Source organism: Caballeronia choica (assembly GCF_001544535.1).
GTDB classification, from domain to species: domain Bacteria; phylum Pseudomonadota; class Gammaproteobacteria; order Burkholderiales; family Burkholderiaceae; genus Caballeronia; species Caballeronia choica.
In genome coordinates, this window is the sequence record NZ_FCON02000016.1 from 54,125 (window position 1) to 71,853 (window position 17,729).

15 protein-coding genes and 5 tRNA genes are annotated in these 17,729 nt (G+C 64.0%); 13 read left to right on the plus strand and 7 right to left on the minus strand.

Features of this window, described 5'->3' with window-relative positions:
• From AWB68_RS10065 to AWB68_RS10075, 3 genes are all read left to right on the plus strand, one after another.
• A complete protein-coding gene (locus AWB68_RS10065) occupies window positions 1-1,113 on the plus strand; it encodes an ABC transporter permease (RefSeq protein WP_087644192.1) in 1,113 nt (370 codons plus the stop codon).
• Window positions 1,110-2,708, plus strand: coding sequence for an ABC transporter ATP-binding protein (locus tag AWB68_RS10070; RefSeq protein WP_087644193.1), 1,599 nt, complete (start codon window positions 1,110-1,112; stop codon window positions 2,706-2,708). The genes AWB68_RS10065 and AWB68_RS10070 overlap by 4 nt, the downstream gene beginning before the upstream one ends.
• A gap of 144 nt (window positions 2,709-2,852) precedes the next feature.
• Window positions 2,853-3,521: a C40 family peptidase gene (locus AWB68_RS10075; RefSeq protein ID WP_087644194.1), complete on the plus strand. Its 669-nt coding sequence runs from the start codon at window positions 2,853-2,855 to the stop codon at window positions 3,519-3,521.
• A gap of 312 nt (window positions 3,522-3,833) precedes the next feature.
• Here AWB68_RS10075 and AWB68_RS10080 read toward each other — a convergent pair whose 3' ends face one another.
• Window positions 3,834-4,823 (minus strand): patatin-like phospholipase family protein, encoded by a 990-nt coding sequence (locus AWB68_RS10080; protein WP_200828666.1) that lies wholly within the window; start codon window positions 4,821-4,823, stop codon window positions 3,834-3,836.
• 326 nt (window positions 4,824-5,149) lie between these two features.
• On the opposite strand from AWB68_RS10080, the gene gltX reads away from it, so the two are divergent.
• The 7 genes from gltX (at window position 5,150) to AWB68_RS10115 (ending at window position 8,051) form a co-directional block, all read left to right on the plus strand.
• A complete protein-coding gene (gene gltX, locus AWB68_RS10085; RefSeq protein ID WP_087644195.1) occupies window positions 5,150-6,559 on the plus strand; it encodes a glutamate--tRNA ligase in 1,410 nt (469 codons plus the stop codon).
• Window positions 6,560-6,698: 139 nt separating this feature from the next.
• Window positions 6,699-6,774 (plus strand) — tRNA-Ala (locus tag AWB68_RS10090).
• 162 nt (window positions 6,775-6,936) lie between these two features.
• Window positions 6,937-7,012 (plus strand) — tRNA-Glu (locus AWB68_RS10095).
• A 45-nt stretch (window positions 7,013-7,057) separates the two neighbouring features.
• Window positions 7,058-7,134 (plus strand) — tRNA-Asp (locus AWB68_RS10100).
• A 74-nt stretch (window positions 7,135-7,208) separates the two neighbouring features.
• A tRNA-Glu gene (locus AWB68_RS10105) sits at window positions 7,209-7,284 on the plus strand.
• Between the two features lie 45 nt (window positions 7,285-7,329).
• Window positions 7,330-7,406, plus strand: a tRNA-Asp gene (locus AWB68_RS10110).
• A 180-nt stretch (window positions 7,407-7,586) separates the two neighbouring features.
• The gene (locus AWB68_RS10115) at window positions 7,587-8,051 is read left to right on the plus strand and encodes a GNAT family N-acetyltransferase (protein ID WP_087644196.1); all 465 of its coding nucleotides are present in this window, start codon (window positions 7,587-7,589) and stop codon (window positions 8,049-8,051) included.
• 7 nt (window positions 8,052-8,058) lie between these two features.
• On the opposite strand, the gene AWB68_RS10120 is transcribed toward AWB68_RS10115, so the two are convergent.
• Window positions 8,059-8,907: an AraC family transcriptional regulator gene (locus AWB68_RS10120; RefSeq protein ID WP_087644197.1), complete on the minus strand. Its 849-nt coding sequence runs from the start codon at window positions 8,905-8,907 to the stop codon at window positions 8,059-8,061.
• Between the two features lie 98 nt (window positions 8,908-9,005).
• On the opposite strand from AWB68_RS10120, the gene AWB68_RS10125 reads away from it, so the two are divergent.
• The gene (locus AWB68_RS10125) at window positions 9,006-9,425 is read left to right on the plus strand and encodes a gamma-glutamylcyclotransferase family protein (RefSeq protein WP_087644198.1); all 420 of its coding nucleotides are present in this window, start codon (window positions 9,006-9,008) and stop codon (window positions 9,423-9,425) included.
• Window positions 9,426-9,491: 66 nt separating this feature from the next.
• Here AWB68_RS10125 and aceB read toward each other — a convergent pair whose 3' ends face one another.
• Window positions 9,492-11,093, minus strand: a complete 1,602-nt coding sequence (gene aceB / locus AWB68_RS10130; protein WP_087644199.1) for a malate synthase A — start codon at window positions 11,091-11,093, stop codon at window positions 9,492-9,494.
• Window positions 11,094-11,150: 57 nt separating this feature from the next.
• Entirely contained in the window at window positions 11,151-11,942 is a 792-nt protein-coding gene (locus AWB68_RS10135) for a haloacid dehalogenase type II (protein ID WP_087644200.1), read from the minus strand.
• Window positions 11,943-12,079: 137 nt separating this feature from the next.
• Between AWB68_RS10135 and AWB68_RS10140 the strand changes: the two genes are divergently transcribed.
• A complete protein-coding gene (locus AWB68_RS10140; protein WP_087644201.1) occupies window positions 12,080-12,982 on the plus strand; it encodes a LysR family transcriptional regulator in 903 nt (300 codons plus the stop codon).
• A 68-nt stretch (window positions 12,983-13,050) separates the two neighbouring features.
• Window positions 13,051-13,485: a universal stress protein gene (locus AWB68_RS10145; protein ID WP_087644202.1), complete on the plus strand. Its 435-nt coding sequence runs from the start codon at window positions 13,051-13,053 to the stop codon at window positions 13,483-13,485.
• 117 nt (window positions 13,486-13,602) lie between these two features.
• On the opposite strand, the gene aceA is transcribed toward AWB68_RS10145, so the two are convergent.
• The 3 genes from aceA to AWB68_RS10160 form a co-directional block, all read right to left on the minus strand.
• Window positions 13,603-14,907 (minus strand): isocitrate lyase, encoded by a 1,305-nt coding sequence (aceA, locus tag AWB68_RS10150; RefSeq protein WP_087644203.1) that lies wholly within the window; start codon window positions 14,905-14,907, stop codon window positions 13,603-13,605.
• A gap of 421 nt (window positions 14,908-15,328) precedes the next feature.
• Window positions 15,329-16,957, minus strand: a complete 1,629-nt coding sequence (locus AWB68_RS10155) for a DEAD/DEAH box helicase (protein WP_087644204.1) — start codon at window positions 16,955-16,957, stop codon at window positions 15,329-15,331.
• A 407-nt stretch (window positions 16,958-17,364) separates the two neighbouring features.
• On the minus strand, window positions 17,365-17,634 hold the full coding sequence (locus tag AWB68_RS10160; protein ID WP_087644205.1) for an acyl-CoA-binding protein: 270 nt from the start codon (window positions 17,632-17,634) through the stop codon (window positions 17,365-17,367).
• Window positions 17,635-17,729: the final 95 nt, after the last annotated feature.

Below are 17,729 nucleotides of genomic sequence, written 5' to 3' on the forward strand. Positions count from 1 at the left end.
TTGAACCGAGCCGCATCGTCGCGACGAACCGCTGCCGACTCCGACGGGCAGCCGCTTCGCGCGCCCATCTCGATGACGCCGGGACGTCGCGTCTGGCTGCGTTTCAGGCAGCATCGGCTCGGCTACTGGAGCCTGATTGCGTTCGTCGTCGCATTCGCGATCAGTCTCGCAGGGCCGCTGTGGTCGAACGACAAGCCGCTCGTCGTGCGCTATCAGGGGCAGCTTTACTTTCCGCTCGTGAAGACCTACGCGGAAACCACCTTCGGCGGCGACTTCCCGACGCCCGCCGATTATCTCGACCCGTATATTCGCGACCGCTTCAGCGCGCCGGGCAACTTCGCGGTGTATCCGCCGAATCACTACTACTACGACACGCTCAACTATTTCTCGAAGGGCTCGAACCCGGCGCCGCCGTCGCGCGAAAACTGGCTCGGCACCGACGATCGCGGCCGCGACGTGTTCGCGCGGCTCGTGTACGGCTTTCGCGTGTCGGTGCTGTTCGCGCTCGTGCTCACCGCGATCGGCACGGTGCTCGGCGTGCTCGCGGGCGCGGTGCAGGGCTACTTCGGCGGGAGGATCGACATCACCGGCCAGCGCCTGATCGAAATATGGAGCGCGCTGCCCGAGCTTTACCTGCTGATCATCTTCGCGTCGATCTTCGAGCCCAGCCTGTTGCTGCTGGTGATACTGCTGTCGCTGTTCGGCTGGATCGGCTTGTCGGATTACGTGCGCGCCGAGTTCCTGCGCAATCGCATGCAGGACTATGTGCGCGCCGCGCGGGCGATGGGGCTGTCGAACTGGCAGATCATCTGGCGTCACGTCCTGCCGAACAGCCTCACGCCCGTCATCACGTTCCTGCCGTTTCGGATGAGCGGCGCGATCCTCGCACTCACGAGCCTCGATTTTCTCGGCCTCGGCGTGCCGTCGCCGACACCGTCGCTCGGCGAACTGCTCGCACAAGGCAAGGCGAACCTCGACGCGTGGTGGATCTCGCTGTCGACCTTCGGCGTGCTGGTCGCCACGTTGCTGCTCCTGACCTTCATGGGCGACGCGCTGCGCAACGCGCTCGATGCGCGCATCGCCGATGCGGTGCGGGCCGGAGGCGGCCAGTGAGCGTGCCGCTGCTGCAAATCGACAAGCTGCGCGTGCGCTTCGGCGACACCATCGCCGTCGACGATGTCAGCCTCACGATCGAAGCGGGCGAGCGCGTGGCGCTCGTCGGCGAATCCGGCTCGGGCAAGAGCGTGACGGCGCTGTCGATCCTGCGCCTTCTGCGCGATGCCGAGCTTTCCGGCTCGGTCCGCTTCGCCGGCGACGAATTGCTCACGAAGAGCGAGCGCGCGATGCGGGCCTTGCGCGGCTCCGACATCGCGATGATCTTCCAGGAGCCGATGACCGCGCTCAACCCGCTCTACACGGTCGGCGACCAGATCGTCGAGACGATCCGGCTGCACGACGGCGTGTCGCCGCGCGATGCCAGGAAGCGCGCGATCGACCTGCTCGCGCGCACCGGCATCACGGAGCCCGAGCGCCGCATCGACAGCTACCCGCACCAGTTGTCGGGCGGCCAGCGCCAGCGCGTGATGATCGCGATGGCGCTGGCATGCCGCCCGCGGCTGCTGCTCGCCGACGAACCGACCACCGCGCTCGACGTGACGATCCGCGCGCAGATCGTCGACCTGCTGCTGGAGTTGCAGCGCGACGAAGCCGAGAAGCGCGGCATGGCCGTGCTGCTGATCACGCACGACCTGAACCTCGTGCGCCGCTTCGCCGAGCGCATCGCGGTGATGGAGAAGGGCCTGCTCGTCGAGAGCGGGACGGTGGAGTCGATTTTCACGTCGCCGCAGCATCCCTATACGCAGCGTCTTCTGCAGAGCCGCCCGCAGCGCGCGGTGCTGCCGGTGCTGCCGTTGTCGCCGGTGCTGCTCGATGCGAAGGACGTGTCCGTCGACTACTCGACGAAAATTCCCGGCGTCGCCGGCTGGTTCCGGCGCGGCGCGTTCAAGGCGGTCGACGGCGTGTCGGTGTCCGTGCGGCAGGGCGAGACGCTCGGCATCGTCGGCGAATCGGGCTCGGGCAAATCGACGCTCGCGATGGCGCTGCTCGGCCTGCAGCGCATTTCGCAAGGCAAGGTGGAATTCCAGGGCAGGGCGCTCGGCGATTATCGCGGACGCGAAAAAACCGTGCTGCGCTCGAACATGCAGGTCGTGTTCCAGGACCCGTACAGCTCGCTGTCGCCGCGGCAGACGATCGAGCGGATCGTCGGCGAGGGGCTCGCGCTGCATCGCCCCGAACTCGGCGCCGCCGCGCGTCACGCGAAAGTGGTGTCGGTGCTGCGGGAAGTCGGCATGGACCGCACCGCGCTCAACCGGTATCCGCACGAATTCTCGGGCGGCCAGCGCCAGCGGATCGCGATCGCGCGCGCACTCGTGCTGGAACCGCGCATTTTGATCCTCGACGAACCGACCAGCGCGCTCGACGTATCGATCCAGATGCAGGTCCTGAAGCTCCTCGCCGACCTGCAAAAGAAGTACAACCTCGGCTACGTTTTCATCAGCCACGATCTCGAAGTGATCGGCGCGATGGCGCATCGCGTCGCGGTGATGCAGAACGGTTTCATCGTGGAAACGGGCGATGTCGAGAGGATTTTTTCGACGCCATCGCACGCCTACACTAGGAAACTACTGAAAGCGGCGTTGCAAGCCTAAATCTCACTCTTCTCACCAATTAGGTGCGAAGAGTGATTGATTTTATCTATTCCTTTTGACAGGCAAATAATTCCTAGCTAGTATCACCCAAACTTTACGTATACCTCTGATTTTTCAGCCTTTCTTCGCAAATACTATCGACCGATGCAGCCAATCACCTTGACTCAGACCTGCGCGCGCGCCGCCGCCGGGATGTTGATCGGCCTACTGATGACAGCAACTTCCGGCGCATTCGCCGACGAAGTCAGCAATTCCAACCAAAATGCCAGCAATGGCATTTTTTCGTCGTCAAGAGCAAACGATATCTACCCGGTCGCCGACTCGGGCAACACCGCTCCCTCCGGTACCAAATCCTTCCTCTCCGGCATGGCCAGCAAAGCGGGCGACGTTGTCGTCGGCGCGTTGAACATGATCGGCGTGCGTTACCGCTGGGGCGGGGACACGCCGGATTCGGGCCTCGACTGCAGCGGCTTCGTGCGCTACGTCTTCCAGGACACGCTCGGCATGACCTTGCCGCGCCGCGCCGAGGAAATGAGCCGTGTCGGCGAGAAGGTTCGCGTGAGCGAACTGAAGCCCGGCGACCTCGTGTTCTTCAATACGATGCGCCGCTCGTTCTCGCACGTCGGCATCTATATCGGCGACAACAAGTTCGTGCATTCGCCGTCGACCGGCAGCACGATACGGGTCGACGACATGGAAAACAGTTATTGGGAAAAGCGCTACACCGGCGCCCGCCGCGTCGACGCAGCATTCCCGATGGACGGAAACGACCTGCGTCAGCGCGTGAGCGCGACCATCGGCGGCGATCAGTAAGCGGGATTTCCGCCACGTCGCCGCCGCGTCTAGCGGCGTGAGAATGCAAAAAGCCCGCCTTCGCGAGAAGGCGGGCTTTTTGTGCTCCTGTGATCCGCTCGCGCGCCTCCTGTGGCGATGCTCGGCGGCGTCGAAGAGCAGCGCTTCACCGGCCACGAAACCAAGCAGCCGACGCCCGCGTTCGCCACCCGTCTCGATGACGCCGAAATCACCTAACTCGCGAACTACCTGCGCGCGACGCGGGGCGGTCAGGCAGCGAACGTGTCAGCCGCCGACGTCGGATCGTTTCGATAAAAGCCAACGCGCTGCCACTCAGACGGCAGCGCCCTTCGCCGCCATCTGGCGCTGCAGCTCTGGCCAGATCTTCGCGACGGCCTCTTCGCCGGCCAGAATCGCGGCGTTTCGCTGCCCGAAATCGCTGCCGCTCATCGCGGCCAGGTTCGGACGGATCACGACGTCGGCGTATTTGTCGAGTTCGTAGGCCTTGATCGTCTGGCCCATGATCGTGAAGGTCTGCATCAGCACGTCGAACGAGCTTTGCGTGAGCGCCGTCTCCGGCCGCGCGGAGATATCGACGGCAATCACGAAATCCGCGCCCATCTTGCGGGCGAATGCCGCGGGCACCGGACTCACGAGTCCGCCGTCGACGTATTCGTGCGCGCCGATCTTCACCGGCTCGAAAATCGACGGCACGCTGCACGACGCCCGCACGGCGATGCCGGTATTGCCGCGCTGGAAGAGAATCGGCTGGCCGCTTCTGAGATCGGTCGCGACGACGCCGAGCGGCTTCGCCATCTTTTCGATCGGACGATTGTCGAGCGTCTTGTTCAGATAGTTCTGCAGCGCGAGGCCCTGCAGGATGCCGCGCGCGCGAAATGGCATCGCCCAGTCGCTGATCGACGCTTCGTCCATCGTCAGCGCGAGCTTGTTGATCGCGATCCCGTTCATGCCCGACGCCGAAAGCGCTGCGATTACCGATCCCGCGCTCGTGCCGGCGAGCAAGTCGACGCGGACATTACGCGCCTCGAGCGCCTTGATCACGCCGATATGCGCGAAGCCGCGCGCGGCGCCGCCGCCGAGCGCGAGTCCCACGCGAAGCTGGCGCGGCGGCTCGGTTTTAAGCGGCGGCGGGCTTGCGGCGGCGGTTGGCGTGCTGTTGTTGACGACGCTACTGCCGGTCGTGGTGCAGGCAGCGAGCGCAGCCGATGCGGCCGCGACCGAAAACGCACGGCGTGAAAGGCGAGGGGGCGATGATTTCAATAAATTCTCCAGCGGCGCTGCTGATCGAGCGATCCGGCTCATGGGCGCGACACATCCGCTCTCGGCCGTTCGTCGCGTGTTCATCCTGAAAATGGCGCGCATATCATAAAGCAACTCGCAGCGCCCGCGCCGGTTGAAACCGGGCGGCGAGTATAATTCCGTCTCATTTTGTTCGGCCGTGCGGCGCGCGAATCCGGACTCATCGAAACCGCGCGCAACGCCGAAACGCCGACGCATCGTTCGCACGCCGCGCACCGGCTGCGCAGTCTGACCTGCTCCGCTTAAGGTGGCCTTAAACCCGGTCGCCGCGAACCGGCTGCCGGCGGCCCTGAACCGCGAGCGCATTCCGCCATCGAGTAAAAACGCCAATGACCACGCAAGTCCGCACCCGCTTCGCCCCGAGCCCGACCGGTTTCATCCATCTCGGCAACATCCGCTCCGCGCTCTACCCGTGGGCGTTCGCGCGCAAGATGAAGGGCACTTTCGTACTGCGCATCGAAGACACCGATGTCGAGCGTTCCACCGACGCCTCCGTCGACGCGATCCTCGAAGGCATGGAATGGCTCAGCCTCGATTTCGACGAAGGCCCGTTCTACCAGATGCAGCGGATGGACCGCTATCGCGAAGTCGTGGCGCAAATGCTCGAAAAGGGCCTGGCGTATCACTGCTACATGTCGACGGAAGAACTCGACGCGTTGCGCGAACGCCAGCGCGCGGCCGGCGAGAAGCCGCGCTACGACGGCACGTGGCGCCCCGAGCCGGGCAAGACGCTGCCGGCGGTGCCCGAGGGCGTCAAGCCCGTCGTGCGCTTTCGCAATCCGCTGGGCGGCGTGGTGAGCTGGGACGACGCCGTGAAGGGCACGGTCGAGATCTCGAACGAGGAACTCGACGACCTCGTGATCGCGCGTCCTGACGGCACGCCGACCTACAACTTCTGCGTGGTCGTCGATGATCTGGACATGCAGATCACCCACGTCATTCGCGGCGACGATCACGTGAACAACACGCCGCGCCAGATCAACATCCTGCGCGCGCTCGGCGGCGAGGTGCCGGTCTATGCGCACCTGCCGACCGTGCTGAACGAGCAGGGCGAGAAGATGAGCAAGCGCCACGGCGCGATGAGCGTGACGGGTTATCGCGATGCCGGTTATCTGCCGGAAGCGGTGTTGAACTACCTTGCGCGCCTCGGCTGGTCGCATGGCGACGCCGAGATTTTCTCGCGCGAGCAGTTCGTCGAATGGTTCGATCTCGACCATCTCGGCAAGTCGCCGGCGCAATACGACCACGACAAGCTCAACTGGCTGAACGCGCACTACATCAAGGAAGCCGATAACGCGCGCCTCGCGACGCTCGCCAAGCCGTTTCTGACGGAACTCGGCATCGATGCAGCCGCGACCGAGCAGGGCGCGCCGCTCGAACTGGTGATCGCGTTGCTGAAGGACCGTGCCTCGACCGTAAAGGAAATCGCCGGGAACGCCGCGATGTTCTACCAGGAGCCGGTCATCGAGCCGGACGCTTTCGCGCAGCATGTCACCGACGCGGTGCGCCCGGCGCTGGCCGATTTGCGTGCGGCGCTCGCGGAAGTCGAATGGAGCAAGGAAGCGATCTCTGCCGCGTTCAAATCGACGCTGGCGGCGCACAAGTTCAAGATGCCGCAACTCGCGATGCCGGTGCGCCTGCTTGTCGCGGGCACGACTCACACGCCGTCGATCGATGCGGTGCTCATGTTGTTCGGCCGTGAGACCGTGCTGGCTCGCCTCGAAAAAGCCTCGGGGTAACGCAATCGCGTCGTTGCGGATGCGAGTTCGCAGCGATTGCGTGAGAACCGGCCACGAGAACAAAAAATTTTCAGACTGGGCGTCCAAAGGTATTTACAACTTCTAAAGCGCCCTTTAGAATCTCGTTTCTGTTCTGCAAGGGGGTATAGCTCAGCTGGGAGAGCGCTTGCATGGCATGCAAGAGGTCAGCGGTTCGATCCCGCTTACCTCCACCACAGAACGGTTTGGAGAGTCTTTCCGCAACGCCTCGACGAGTTTCTGGCATCGCAAAAAAGACTTCACAAGCATCAAAAAGCTGTATAGAATTTCGGTCTTCGCTGCGGCAGTAGAAGAGTTAAGCGAAGAAAGTAGCAAGACAGAGATTTACCCAAGTTTCTGTCCCCTTCGTCTAGAGGCCTAGGACATCACCCTTTCACGGTGAGTACAGGGGTTCGAATCCCCTAGGGGACGCCAAAACATCGCGGTTGCCATCAGCGCCGCATGTCGATGCAAAGCGCTGGAGCGGTAGTTCAGTTGGTTAGAATACCGGCCTGTCACGCCGGGGGTCGCGGGTTCGAGTCCCGTCCGCTCCGCCAACAAGCCTCGCAAGTGCAAAGAATCCGGCTGATGAGCCGGTTTTTTTTCGCCGCAGGGCCACGAAAGTTTTCCTGTCCCCTTCGTCTAGAGGCCTAGGACATCACCCTTTCACGGTGAGTACAGGGGTTCGAATCCCCTAGGGGACGCCAGAACATCGCGGTTGCCATCAGCGCCGCATGTCGATGCAAAGCGCTGGAGCGGTAGTTCAGTTGGTTAGAATACCGGCCTGTCACGCCGGGGGTCGCGGGTTCGAGTCCCGTCCGCTCCGCCAGCACAAAGTATCAAGAATCCAGCCACGCGCTGGATTTTTTTTCGCCCGCTGTTTCAATCGCGTTTCCTCCCGCGTCATACCGGATTTTACGAAAAGCGCTTTTCGTAAAACTCTCCATTGCCAGCCTCTCCGCTCTGACTTAGTGTTAAGGCACTTGATTCCGTGCCCTCGACCTGCGCAATGCTCGATCCCACAGAAGATCTCTCGCTGTATCAATTGCGCCAGGCGACGATGGACGATTTTCCCTTCGCCGAAACGCTCACGCACCGGAACATGGACGGCTATTACCGTCGACATAATCTCGTCTGGCGTGGCGATTTGTTCCTGTGCAGCTGGCGCGAATCCGAGAATTTCGTCCTCGAAGCCGACGGCGTGCCGATCGGTGTGATGCGCGTGACCGAGGAAAACGATTCGCTGCATATCCGCGACGTGCAAATCGCCGAAGGATGGCGCGGGCACGGCGCCGGCACCTTCCTGCTGAACACCGCGCATCGATGGGCGCGCGCCCGCGGGCTTGCGGAGTGCCAGTTGCGCGTATTCGTCGACAATCCGGCGGCGCGGCTCTATATCCGCATGGGTTATCGGCCGGCGGGTTCGCGGCTCGCGCAGCTGGGCGCCATCCGCCATATGGCGCGGCGCGTCTGATGCCGCGTCACACGGCGTCTTCCGGTTGGATTTCGTCTGTCCCGTAACGGCCGTCGCGCACGAAAAACGCCCGCGGGCTCTCGCCGAACGCGCGCCGGAACATCGCGGAGAATGCACTCTGGCTCTGATAGCCGAGTTCGCGTGCGACCTGCGCGAGCGGCCGCCCGGCGCTCAGCAGCGGGATGGCGCGCGCGAGGACCGCCTGCTGGCGCCACTGCGAAAAGCTCACGCCCAGTTCGCGCCGAAAGAGCCGCGCGATGGTGCGCGTGCTGGCACCCGCTTCGGCCGCCCAGCGTTCGAGCGAGTCGGCGTGCGCCGGGTCGGCGAGCACGGCTTCGCAGAGCGCGCGCAGGCGCTTCTCCTCGGGCATCGGCACCGAAAGCGGCAGCGGCTGCGAGCGCGTGATTTCATCGAGCGCGAGCGTGCCGAGCAGCCGTTCGCGAGGACGCGGGACGGTATTGTCGTCGAGGGCGGCGATCACTTCCCGCAAGAGCGGCGACACCTCCACCACGCGACACGCATCGAGGCCCGGCGGCACGACGCTTGCGTCGAGATAGAGCGTGCGCAAGTAAGCGTCCTCGACGATCACCACCTCGTGCGTCACGTTCGGCGGCACCCAGATCGCGCGCGACGGCGGCACCATCCACGTCGAGTCGGCGGTGGCGACGCGCAGCACGCCGCGCGTCGTGTACGCGAGCTGCGCCCACGGATGCACGTGCAGCGCGATCCGCACGCCGGCGGGCACCGGGCGGGCGCGCACGCGGATCGGATGCGCGTGCGTCGGCGAGTGCTCGACGGGGATGTCGAGATCCTCGACGGTTTCATCCGGCACGCGCGGTTCAGCGGAAGGTCTCATTCGAGAAGAAGAGAAGAAGTTCGGGCGCCCTAAAGCCCGATGGTAATTTGAATCGGCATAATGCGCCGCTGGGGATCATTGAGACGGAGTATTCATCGATGCAACATGTATTCATCTACGGCACGCTGCGGGCCGGCGAGATCAACGACATCAATCGCGCGGCCGAACGGCACGGCATCCCGCTGCCGCAGCGGCTCGGCGTGGCGTATGTGACCGGACGGCTGTTCGACTTCGGCCGCTATCCGGGACTCGTGATCGATCCCGAGGGCGAGCCGATCCGCGGCGACGTCTATCGGATCGACGATTCGCTCGTGCCCGTGCTCGATGAGATCGAAGAGGTTTATCCGGGCGTGGAAGGGCTGTTCCGGCCGCATCGTCTGCACGTGACGTTGGATGTGCAAGGCGCCGAGCATGGCGTCGACTGCCTGATGTACCCGGTGGCCGCGCATTCGGTCGACGGCCTGCCGCGCATCAAGGGCGGCGACTGGGTCGAGCATCGCGTGGGTCTTGCAAAGTAAAGCAAAATCAAAAGTCCGCTCCCTACAGCGGAGCGGCCTGTGTTCACCTGAGCCGGTAGACGGCGCTCAAATCTCTTCGTAAAGCGGCAGCGTCAGGAACTCGGTGAAATTCTCCGACGTCGACATCGCTTCGAAGATCTTCGCTGCACGTTCATAAGGCTTCGTATCGCCGCCGACGGCGAGCTTGACCTTCTCCAACTCGTCGATGGTGAAGCCCCGCACCATCTCGGCGGTAACCTTGCGGCCGTCGTCGAGCTTGCCCTTCGGCGAGCGAATCCACTGCCACACCTGCGAGCGCGAGATTTCCGCGGTCGCCGCGTCTTCCATCAGGTTGTGGATCGGCACGCAGCCATTGCCCGTCAGCCACGAACCGAGATAGTGAACGCCGACGTTGATGTTGTTGCGCACGCCCGCTTCGGTGATCGGCTCTTCAGGGCGGAAGTCGAGCAGGTCCTTTGCCGTCACCTGCACGTCGGGGCGCTGCTTCGCGATCTGGTTCGGCTTGTCGCCGAGCACCTTCACGAACTCTTCCATCGCGATCGGCACGAGCCCGGGATGCGCGACCCAGCCGCCGTCGTAGCCGTCGGCGGCATCGCGCGCCTTGTCGGAGCGCACGCCGCCCATCGCGCGGTCGTTTGCCGCCGGATCGTTCTTGATCGGAATCAGCGCGCTCATGCCGCCGATCGCCGGCGCCTGGCGCTTGTGGCACGTCTTCAGCAGTTTCAGCGCGTAGGCGCGCATGAAAGGCACGGTCATCGTGATCTTCGCGCGGTCGGCGAGACAGAAGTCCGGATCGCTCTTGAACTTCTTGATCGCCGAGAAGATGTAATCCCAGCGGCCGGCATTCAGCCCCGAGCTGTGTTCGCGCAATTCATACAGGATCTCGTCCATTTCGAAGGCGGCGAGAATCGTTTCGACGAGCACGGTCGCGCGAATCGAGCCGCGCGGCACGCCAACCCGCTCCTGCGCCGCGACGAAGATCTCGTTCCACAGGCGCGCTTCCAGATGGCTTTCCAGCTTCGGCAGATAGAAGAACGGGCCGGCGCCGCGCGCAAGCTGTTCCTTCGCGTTGTGAAACAGGAACAGCGCGAAATCGAAGATGCCGCCGGAGACGCGCTGGCCGTCGACCGTCACGTGCTTCTCGTCGAGATGCCAGCCGCGCGGGCGCATGATCAGCGTCGCGATCGTGTCGTTGAGCTTGTACGACTTGCCGTTCTGTTCCAGCGAGATCGTGCCGCGCACGGCTTCCTTGAGGTTCAGATGGCCGGTCAACTGGTTGTCCCAGTTCGGCGTGTTCGAATCCTCGAAGTCGCTCATGTAGGCGTCGGCGCCGGAATTCAGCGCGTTGATGATCATCTTGCGCTCGACCGGGCCGGTGATTTCCACGCGACGTCGTTCCAGCGAGCGCGGCAAGGGCGCGATCTTCCAGTCGCCTTCGCGGATCGACTTCGTTTCCGGCAGGAAATCGGGACGCTCGCCGGCATCGAGCCGCTTCGTGCGCTCGACGCGTGCCGCGAGCAGTTGCTGGCGGCGCGGCTCGAACTGCCGGTGCAGCGTCGCGACGAGGTCGAGCGCCTCGCGGGTCAGGATGGTCTCGTAGCCGGGCTTGATGCCGGCCGTGATGGCCATGCCTTTCGGAAGATCCAGCGAGTTGAGCGTGTTGGCCATTGATTTTCTCCTTGGTCGGTCAGACGGTTTGCTTGTGGCGCAAAGGGTTGAGGAAGGTCAGACGCCAGGGCTGTGGCGCATGCGGTTCGGGCGTTTTAACGGGGCGGGGAATTCCTGTTGCCGGCAGCCGCCGGCGATAAAGGCCAGCAAATCGGCCATGCCGCGGCCGGCGCCGCGCGGTGCGATGCCGAGTTCCTCGGCGGGGAGGGCGGCGCGATTGATCCAGAACGTCGTGTAGCCGAACCATGTCGCGCCGGCGACATCCCAGCCATTCGACGAAACGAACACCAGCTCGGGCGCCGCCGCGCCGAACGCCTGCGTGCCGAGTGCATACGCAGCGGGCGCCGGCTTGTAGACGCGCACGGAGTCGACGGACAGTACGTGATCGAAGAGCCCTGTCATGCCGGCGCTTTTCACGGCGATGTCGAGCATTTGCGGATTGCCGTTCGACAGGATCGCGAGCCGGCACTGCGTGCGCTCGCGCAGGGCCTTCAGCGCGGCGACGGTATCGGGGAACGCGGACAGACACGCGTATTCGTCCATCAGGCGCTTTTCGGCGGCGGGCGAGAGTGCGTCGGCGAGATTGAGTCGGGTTGCCGCGAAGCGCAGCGCGTCGAGCGTGATCGCCCAGAACGGCTCGTAAAGACCGCCGGACGGATCGGCGAGCGTGCGCAACTGCGTGTACTCGATCTGCTTCTGGCGCCACAACTGCGAGAGCGCATCGCCGTGACCGGGAAACAATTGCTCGGCGGCAGCGACGACCGAATGCACGTCGAACAGCGTGCCGTAGGCGTCGAAGATCACCGCGCGAGGAGGGGAAGTTGTCGGGTGTGTCGTTATGGCCGACATAGCCGTGCGCTCCATTCAGAGGTCGGATCGATTGTATTCGTGATCTGTGTGAGTGCAAAGATTGGGAACATCACTTGATCTTTTACTTTTTCACACCTAATCTGTGCGCGTCGACCTTGGAAAAAGGACCATCGCGCATGGATCGCTTCAAGCAAATCGAGACTTTCGCCGCCGTCGCGGCGAAGGGAAGCCTGTCGGCGGCGGCGCAGGCCGAGGGCGTCGCGCCGGCCGTGATCGGCCGCCGGCTCGATGCGCTCGAGGAACGGCTCGGCGTGAAGCTCCTCGTGCGCACGACGCGCCGGATCACGCTGACCTTCGAAGGCTCGGCGTTCCTCGAAGACTGCCTGCGTGTCATCAACGACATGCAGAACGCCGAGGCGAGCGTCTCGGCGGGCGGCGTGAAGGCGAGCGGCCACCTGCGGGTGTCGGCGCCGGCGGGCTTCGGGCGGCGCCATGTCGCCGCGCTCGTTCCGGAATTCACGAAGCAGCATCCCGACGTCTCGATTTCGCTCGACCTGACCGACCGCATGGTCGATCTCGTCAACGAAGGTTTCGATTGCGCGGTGCGGCTCGGCGAGTTGCCGGATTCGTCGCTGGTGTCGCTCAAGCTCGGCGAAAACCGGCGCGTGTGCGTCGGTTCGCCCGCCTATCTGGCGAAGCGCGGCAAGCCCGCCAACCTCGCCGCGCTGGGCGGCCACAACTGCCTCGCGCTCGGCGCATCGGCGAATCAGCAGCGCGGCTGGATGTTCCAGCAGGACGGACGGGTCGTGACGATCAAGGTCTCCGGGACGATGGAGTGCTCCGACGGCGCCGTGCTGCACGAATGGTGCCTCGCGGGATACGGCCTGGCGTGGCGCTCGTGGTGGGAAGTCGGCGACGATATCGCGGCGGGCCGCCTCACGAGCGTGCTCGACGATTTCGCCGCGCCGCCGATCGGCATTCACGCAGTGTTTCCGCAACGCCGCCATTTGCCGTTGCGCGTGAGGCTTTTCCTCGACTTGCTCAAGCATACGTACAGCGCTCCTGGATATTGGGGCTGATCGGTCACTGGATGAGCCATCGCGTTACTACAATGAAATAGCGCAAACGACGTTCGTAGGAGGACGCCATGTTCAAGCACATCCTGGTTCCGACCGATGGCTCGGAGCTGTCGCAAAAAGCAATCGATGGCGCGATCGACCTGGCGCAATCCGTCGGCGCGCGCATCACCGCGTATGCGTGCCTGCCGCAGTATCCGTACTCGCCGTTCGCGGATGTCGCCGTCGAGCCGCCCGACGACTTCCACGCGCGCGCCGAAGCCGAGGCGCGCGAGCACCTGCGTGCGGTCGAACTGGCTGCGCAGCAGGCGGGCGTCACCTGCGACAGCGTGACGAGCATCGACTCCGCGCCGTATATCGGCATCATCGAGGCGGCGGAGACGGGCGGTTGCGATGTGATCCTGATGGCATCGCATGGACGGCGCGGGCTCGGCAGTCTCCTGATCGGCAGCGAAACGCAGCGCGTGCTCACGCACACGAAGATTCCGGTGATCGTTTATCGATAGCGTCAACGCAGTATCAAAAGAAAGCGCGCGGCCTGGATCCAGGCCGCGCGCTTTCTTTTTGGCGGCGGGTCGTGCCCGCCGCCTTCTTGACTACGCTCCCTGATTACGCCTTCTGAATCAAGCGACTTTCTTGTCGAAGAACTGCTCGTCCTCGGTCGAGCCGTGCAGGGCGGTCGTCGATGCGTCGCGTTCCACCGTCTGCGTGACGGCGTCGAAGTAACCCGTGCCCACTTCGCGCTGATGCTTGACGGCGGTGAAGCCCTTTTCGGCGGCCGCGAACTCGGCCTGCTGCATTTCGACGAACGCGGTCATCTGGTTGCGTGCATAGCCGTGCGCGAGGTTGAACATCGAGTAGTTCAGCGCGTGGAAGCCCGCGAGCGTGATGAACTGGAACTTATAGCCCATCGCGCCGAGTTCGCGCTGGAACTTGGCGATCGTCGCGTCGTCGAGGTTCTTCTTCCAGTTGAACGACGGCGAGCAGTTGTACGACAGCAGTTGGTCCGGGAATTCCTTGTGGATCGCGTCCGCGAATTGCTTCGCGAACTCGAGGTCTGGCTTGCCGGTTTCGCACCAGATCATGTCGGCGTACGGCGAATACGCGAGACCGCGCGAGATCGCCTGCTCGAGGCCCGGACGCGTGCGATAGAAGCCCTCGACCGTGCGCTCGCCGGTGAGGAACGGCTTGTCGTTGTCGTCGATGTCGGAGGTCACGAGGTCGGCGGCTTCCGCGTCCGTGCGGGCGAGCAGGACCGTCGGCGTGCCGCAGACGTCGGCGGCGAGGCGCGCGGCGGTCAGCTTCGCGATGTTCTCGCGGGTCGGCACGAGCACCTTGCCGCCCATGTGGCCGCACTTCTTTACCGACGCCAGTTGGTCTTCGAAGTGCACGCCCGAGGCGCCGGCTTCGATCATCGCCTTCATCAGTTCGAACGCGTTCAGGACGCCGCCGAAGCCGGCTTCCGCGTCGGCGACGATCGGCGCGAAGTAGTCGATATAGCCTTCGTCGCCCGGATTCTTGCCTTCGGACCACTGGATCTGGTCGGCGCGCGTGAGCGTGTTGTTGATGCGCTTCACGACGAGTGGCACCGAGTTCGCCGGATACAGCGACTGGTCAGGATACATTTCGCCTGCCACGTTGGCATCGCCCGCAACCTGCCAGCCCGACAGATAGATCGCCTTCAGACCCGCCTTCACCTGCTGCATCGCCTGGTTGCCGGTCAGCGCGCCGAGCGAGTTGACGAACGGCTCGTTATTGACGCTTTCCCACAGTTTCTCGGCGCCGCGCTTGGCAAGCGTGTGCTCGACCTGCAGCGAGCCGCGCAGACGCACGACGTCCTCGGCGGTGTAGGTGCGCTTGATGCCTTTCCAGCGCGGATCGGTGTCCCATTGCAGTTGGAGTTGCTGTGCTTGTTCTTGACGTGACATTGCGTTTCTCCTTGAGTACTGTGCGGTCCGGCGAATGATGGTGAAACTGTCCCGAATGACTTGAGCGCGACGCCGCATAGTGGTGCGATGCGGGTGCATGGCGGCGTTTCGTTTGCTCAACTCTTATATAAGAGTCTAGGCAAAGTCGTCCTTCGTAAGTAGTCCCGTCTCACGCTTTTGTCGATATATTTTTATTAATATATTCAACGACTTGAAAATAAAATTTCGTAATGAGAAACGACGTTTTCTATGTCGCAATTGCGGCGTTGTGCCGCGCAGCAGATTCTTTTGCGACGCAAAACTTCCTTCCACATCGTGAAATATAGGGATGGGCGAAAAAAAACCGATGCGCGAGGCATCGGTTTTTTTAAACACTGCGACCGGAGGGCGACGCATCGCCCTGGTGCATGACGCGAACGGCTTAGCTGCCGCGGCGCGGGGCACGCGGGCCGTCGTTGCGACGCGTGCTGTAGCCGTCGCGCGAACCGCCGCCGAAGCCGCTGCCGCCGTCGCGCGAACCGCCGCGATAGCCGCCGTCGCTGTTGCCGCCACGGTAGCCGCCTTCACGCGCGCCAGCCGACGCCGGCTTGTTGCCCCAGCCGCCCGGCTTGCCGGCACCGCCGCCATTGCCACCGCCGTTACCGCTGCCAAAGCGGCGGCCACCCGTCGAACCGCCGCCCGGACGGCCACGGCCACCGGCGAAACCGCCACGGCCGCCGGCCGGTGCCGACTTGCGCGGCTCGAAGCCAGCGATGACGTTCACCGCCAGCGGCGCGCGCACGAAGCGTTCGATGCGCTTCAGCGCGCCTTGCTCGGCGTGATGCACGAGGCTCACCGCCGTGCCCGTGCGGCCCGCGCGGCCGGTACGGCCGATGCGGTGCACGTAGTCTTCGGCGAACTTCGGCAGGTCGTAGTTGAATACGTGCGTGACGCCAGGGATATCGATGCCGCGAGCCGCGACGTCGGTCGCCACCAGCACGCGCACACGGCGCTCGCGCAGTGCGCGGATCGTGCGATTGCGCGCGCCTTGCGGCAGGTCGCCGTGCAGCGCGGCCGATTCGAAACCGGCGTCGGCAAGGCGAATCGCCAGTTGGTCGGCGTCGTTCTTGGTCGCGGTGAACACGATCGCCTGATCGAGTTCGGCGTCGCGCAAGAGGTGGTCGAGCAGGCGATCCTTGTGATCGCGGTCGTCGACGTAATGCACCGTTTGCGCGATGTTGTTGCGCGCTTCGAGCTTCTGGACGATCTCGATGCGTTCCGGGTCCTTCAGGAGACGCCCGGTCAGCGAGCTGATCTTGCCGTCGATGGTGGCCGAGAACAGCAGCGTCTGGCGCGAAGCCGGCGTCGCGGCAACGATCGTCTCGATGTCGTCGATGAAGCCCATGTCGAGCATGCGGTCGGCTTCGTCGAGCACGAGCATCGTCAGGTTCGACAGGTCGATGCGGCCGCGCTCCAGGTGGTCGAGCAAACGGCCCGGCGTCGCGACGAGGATTTCGGGGTTCTTCGCGAGCAGCATCAATTGCTGGCCGTACGCGACGCCGCCAAGAATGCTGACGGTGCGCAGACGGCGCAAGTGCTTGCCGTACGTGGTCGAGGCGGCCGTGACCTGCATCGCGAGTTCGCGCGTCGGCGTGAGCACGAGCAGGCTCGGGCGCGCGACGGGCTGCTGGCGGCGCGCCGGGCGGCCGTTCGGGTCACGCGGTTCGCGCGGCTGCGATGCCTGCAGCTTTTCGAGTTGCGAGAAGCGCTCGATGGCGGGCAGCATGAATGCGGCGGTCTTGCCCGAACCGGTCGGGCTGGAAACGAGGAGGTCGCGTCCGGCGAGCGCTGCGGGAATCGCGCGCTGCTGCACGGGCGTCGGGACCTGATAGCCGGCGGCCGTCAGGGCGGAAACGATGTCGGCGGACAGGCCGAGCGATTCGAAGCTCGGGCCTTCGGGAACTGCTGGCGCTGCCTGAACTGCGGGCGCGGCCGGTGCTGCGGGGGTATCGGTGCCGAGTGCTTGTGCTGCGATGGTGTCCAACGGGCTTTGGGTATTGCTCGAAGTCATGTCGATCCTTGAAACGGGAAATGAGGCGTTGGCGCCAATCGGCATACCCAAGTCGTCGGATTCAGCGAGCGAAGAAGCAGCGAGCAAATCGAAAAACGGGGGCAACTCGCGACAGTGAAGGCGAGCTTTGTTGTTAGAAGCTGTATCGGATACGGCAGGCCGGGAGGGCGCTGTCGTCAGCCTGGTGCATGACAGGCCGGAAGTGGCCTAGCAAGGAGGGGACAGTTTCTAAACTGGATTGGAGCAAAACGCTACGAGACGCTGCGCTGCGTGCATGGAAGGTTCCGGAGAGATCCGAACCACACGGTTCACAGTGAAGCGCAGACGGCAGTATATCGAAATTTGTTGCACTGCGCCAGACATTAAGACGAATGCCGGTGCGGCGAGGGTCCGCACCGGCCCGAAGGTCAGGCCGAAGCGCCGCTTTTCAGCGATTCGACGAGTTCGATGTAAAGCCGCCTGGCGTCGTCTTGCGACGTGCCTTGCAGCGCCGCCCACGCTTCGTACTTGTATTTGCCGGCGAGATCGGCGAAACCGGGTTTGTCGCCGTGGGCGTCGCCGGTGCTGGCCTGCTTGTAGAGCGCGTAGAGGCGCAGCAGCGTTAGGTTGCCGGGGCGCTCGGCCAGCTTCTTGACGTCGGTCTGGGCTTGGGTGAATCGTGCGTCGATGTCGCTCATCCTGTATCTCTTTGCTATTTTTGAGGCCGACGATCATAGCAAGCCGGTCCGGCGCGGCTGTCGAGGGTTTCTTCCAGACGGGCGGCTCGCGGGAA

Excerpts from the sequence above, each read along its gene's own strand:
- AWB68_RS10075 (WP_087644194.1), top strand. The coding sequence starts at position 2,853 with ATGCAGCCAATCACCTTGACTCAGACCTGCGCGCGCGCCGCCGCCGGG.
- AWB68_RS10080 (WP_200828666.1), bottom strand. The coding sequence starts at position 4,823 with ATGAGCCGGATCGCTCGATCAGCAGCGCCGCTGGAGAATTTATTGAAA.
- gltX (WP_087644195.1), top strand. The coding sequence starts at position 5,150 with ATGACCACGCAAGTCCGCACCCGCTTCGCCCCGAGCCCGACCGGTTTC.
- AWB68_RS10115 (WP_087644196.1), top strand. The coding sequence starts at position 7,587 with ATGCTCGATCCCACAGAAGATCTCTCGCTGTATCAATTGCGCCAGGCG.
- AWB68_RS10120 (WP_087644197.1), bottom strand. The coding sequence starts at position 8,907 with ATGAGACCTTCCGCTGAACCGCGCGTGCCGGATGAAACCGTCGAGGAT.
- AWB68_RS10125 (WP_087644198.1), top strand. The coding sequence starts at position 9,006 with ATGCAACATGTATTCATCTACGGCACGCTGCGGGCCGGCGAGATCAAC.
- aceB (WP_087644199.1), bottom strand. The coding sequence starts at position 11,093 with ATGGCCAACACGCTCAACTCGCTGGATCTTCCGAAAGGCATGGCCATC.
- AWB68_RS10135 (WP_087644200.1), bottom strand. The coding sequence starts at position 11,942 with ATGTCGGCCATAACGACACACCCGACAACTTCCCCTCCTCGCGCGGTG.
- AWB68_RS10140 (WP_087644201.1), top strand. The coding sequence starts at position 12,080 with ATGGATCGCTTCAAGCAAATCGAGACTTTCGCCGCCGTCGCGGCGAAG.
- AWB68_RS10145 (WP_087644202.1), top strand. The coding sequence starts at position 13,051 with ATGTTCAAGCACATCCTGGTTCCGACCGATGGCTCGGAGCTGTCGCAA.
- aceA (WP_087644203.1), bottom strand. The coding sequence starts at position 14,907 with ATGTCACGTCAAGAACAAGCACAGCAACTCCAACTGCAATGGGACACC.
- AWB68_RS10155 (WP_087644204.1), bottom strand. The coding sequence starts at position 16,957 with ATGACTTCGAGCAATACCCAAAGCCCGTTGGACACCATCGCAGCACAA.
- AWB68_RS10160 (WP_087644205.1), bottom strand. The coding sequence starts at position 17,634 with ATGAGCGACATCGACGCACGATTCACCCAAGCCCAGACCGACGTCAAG.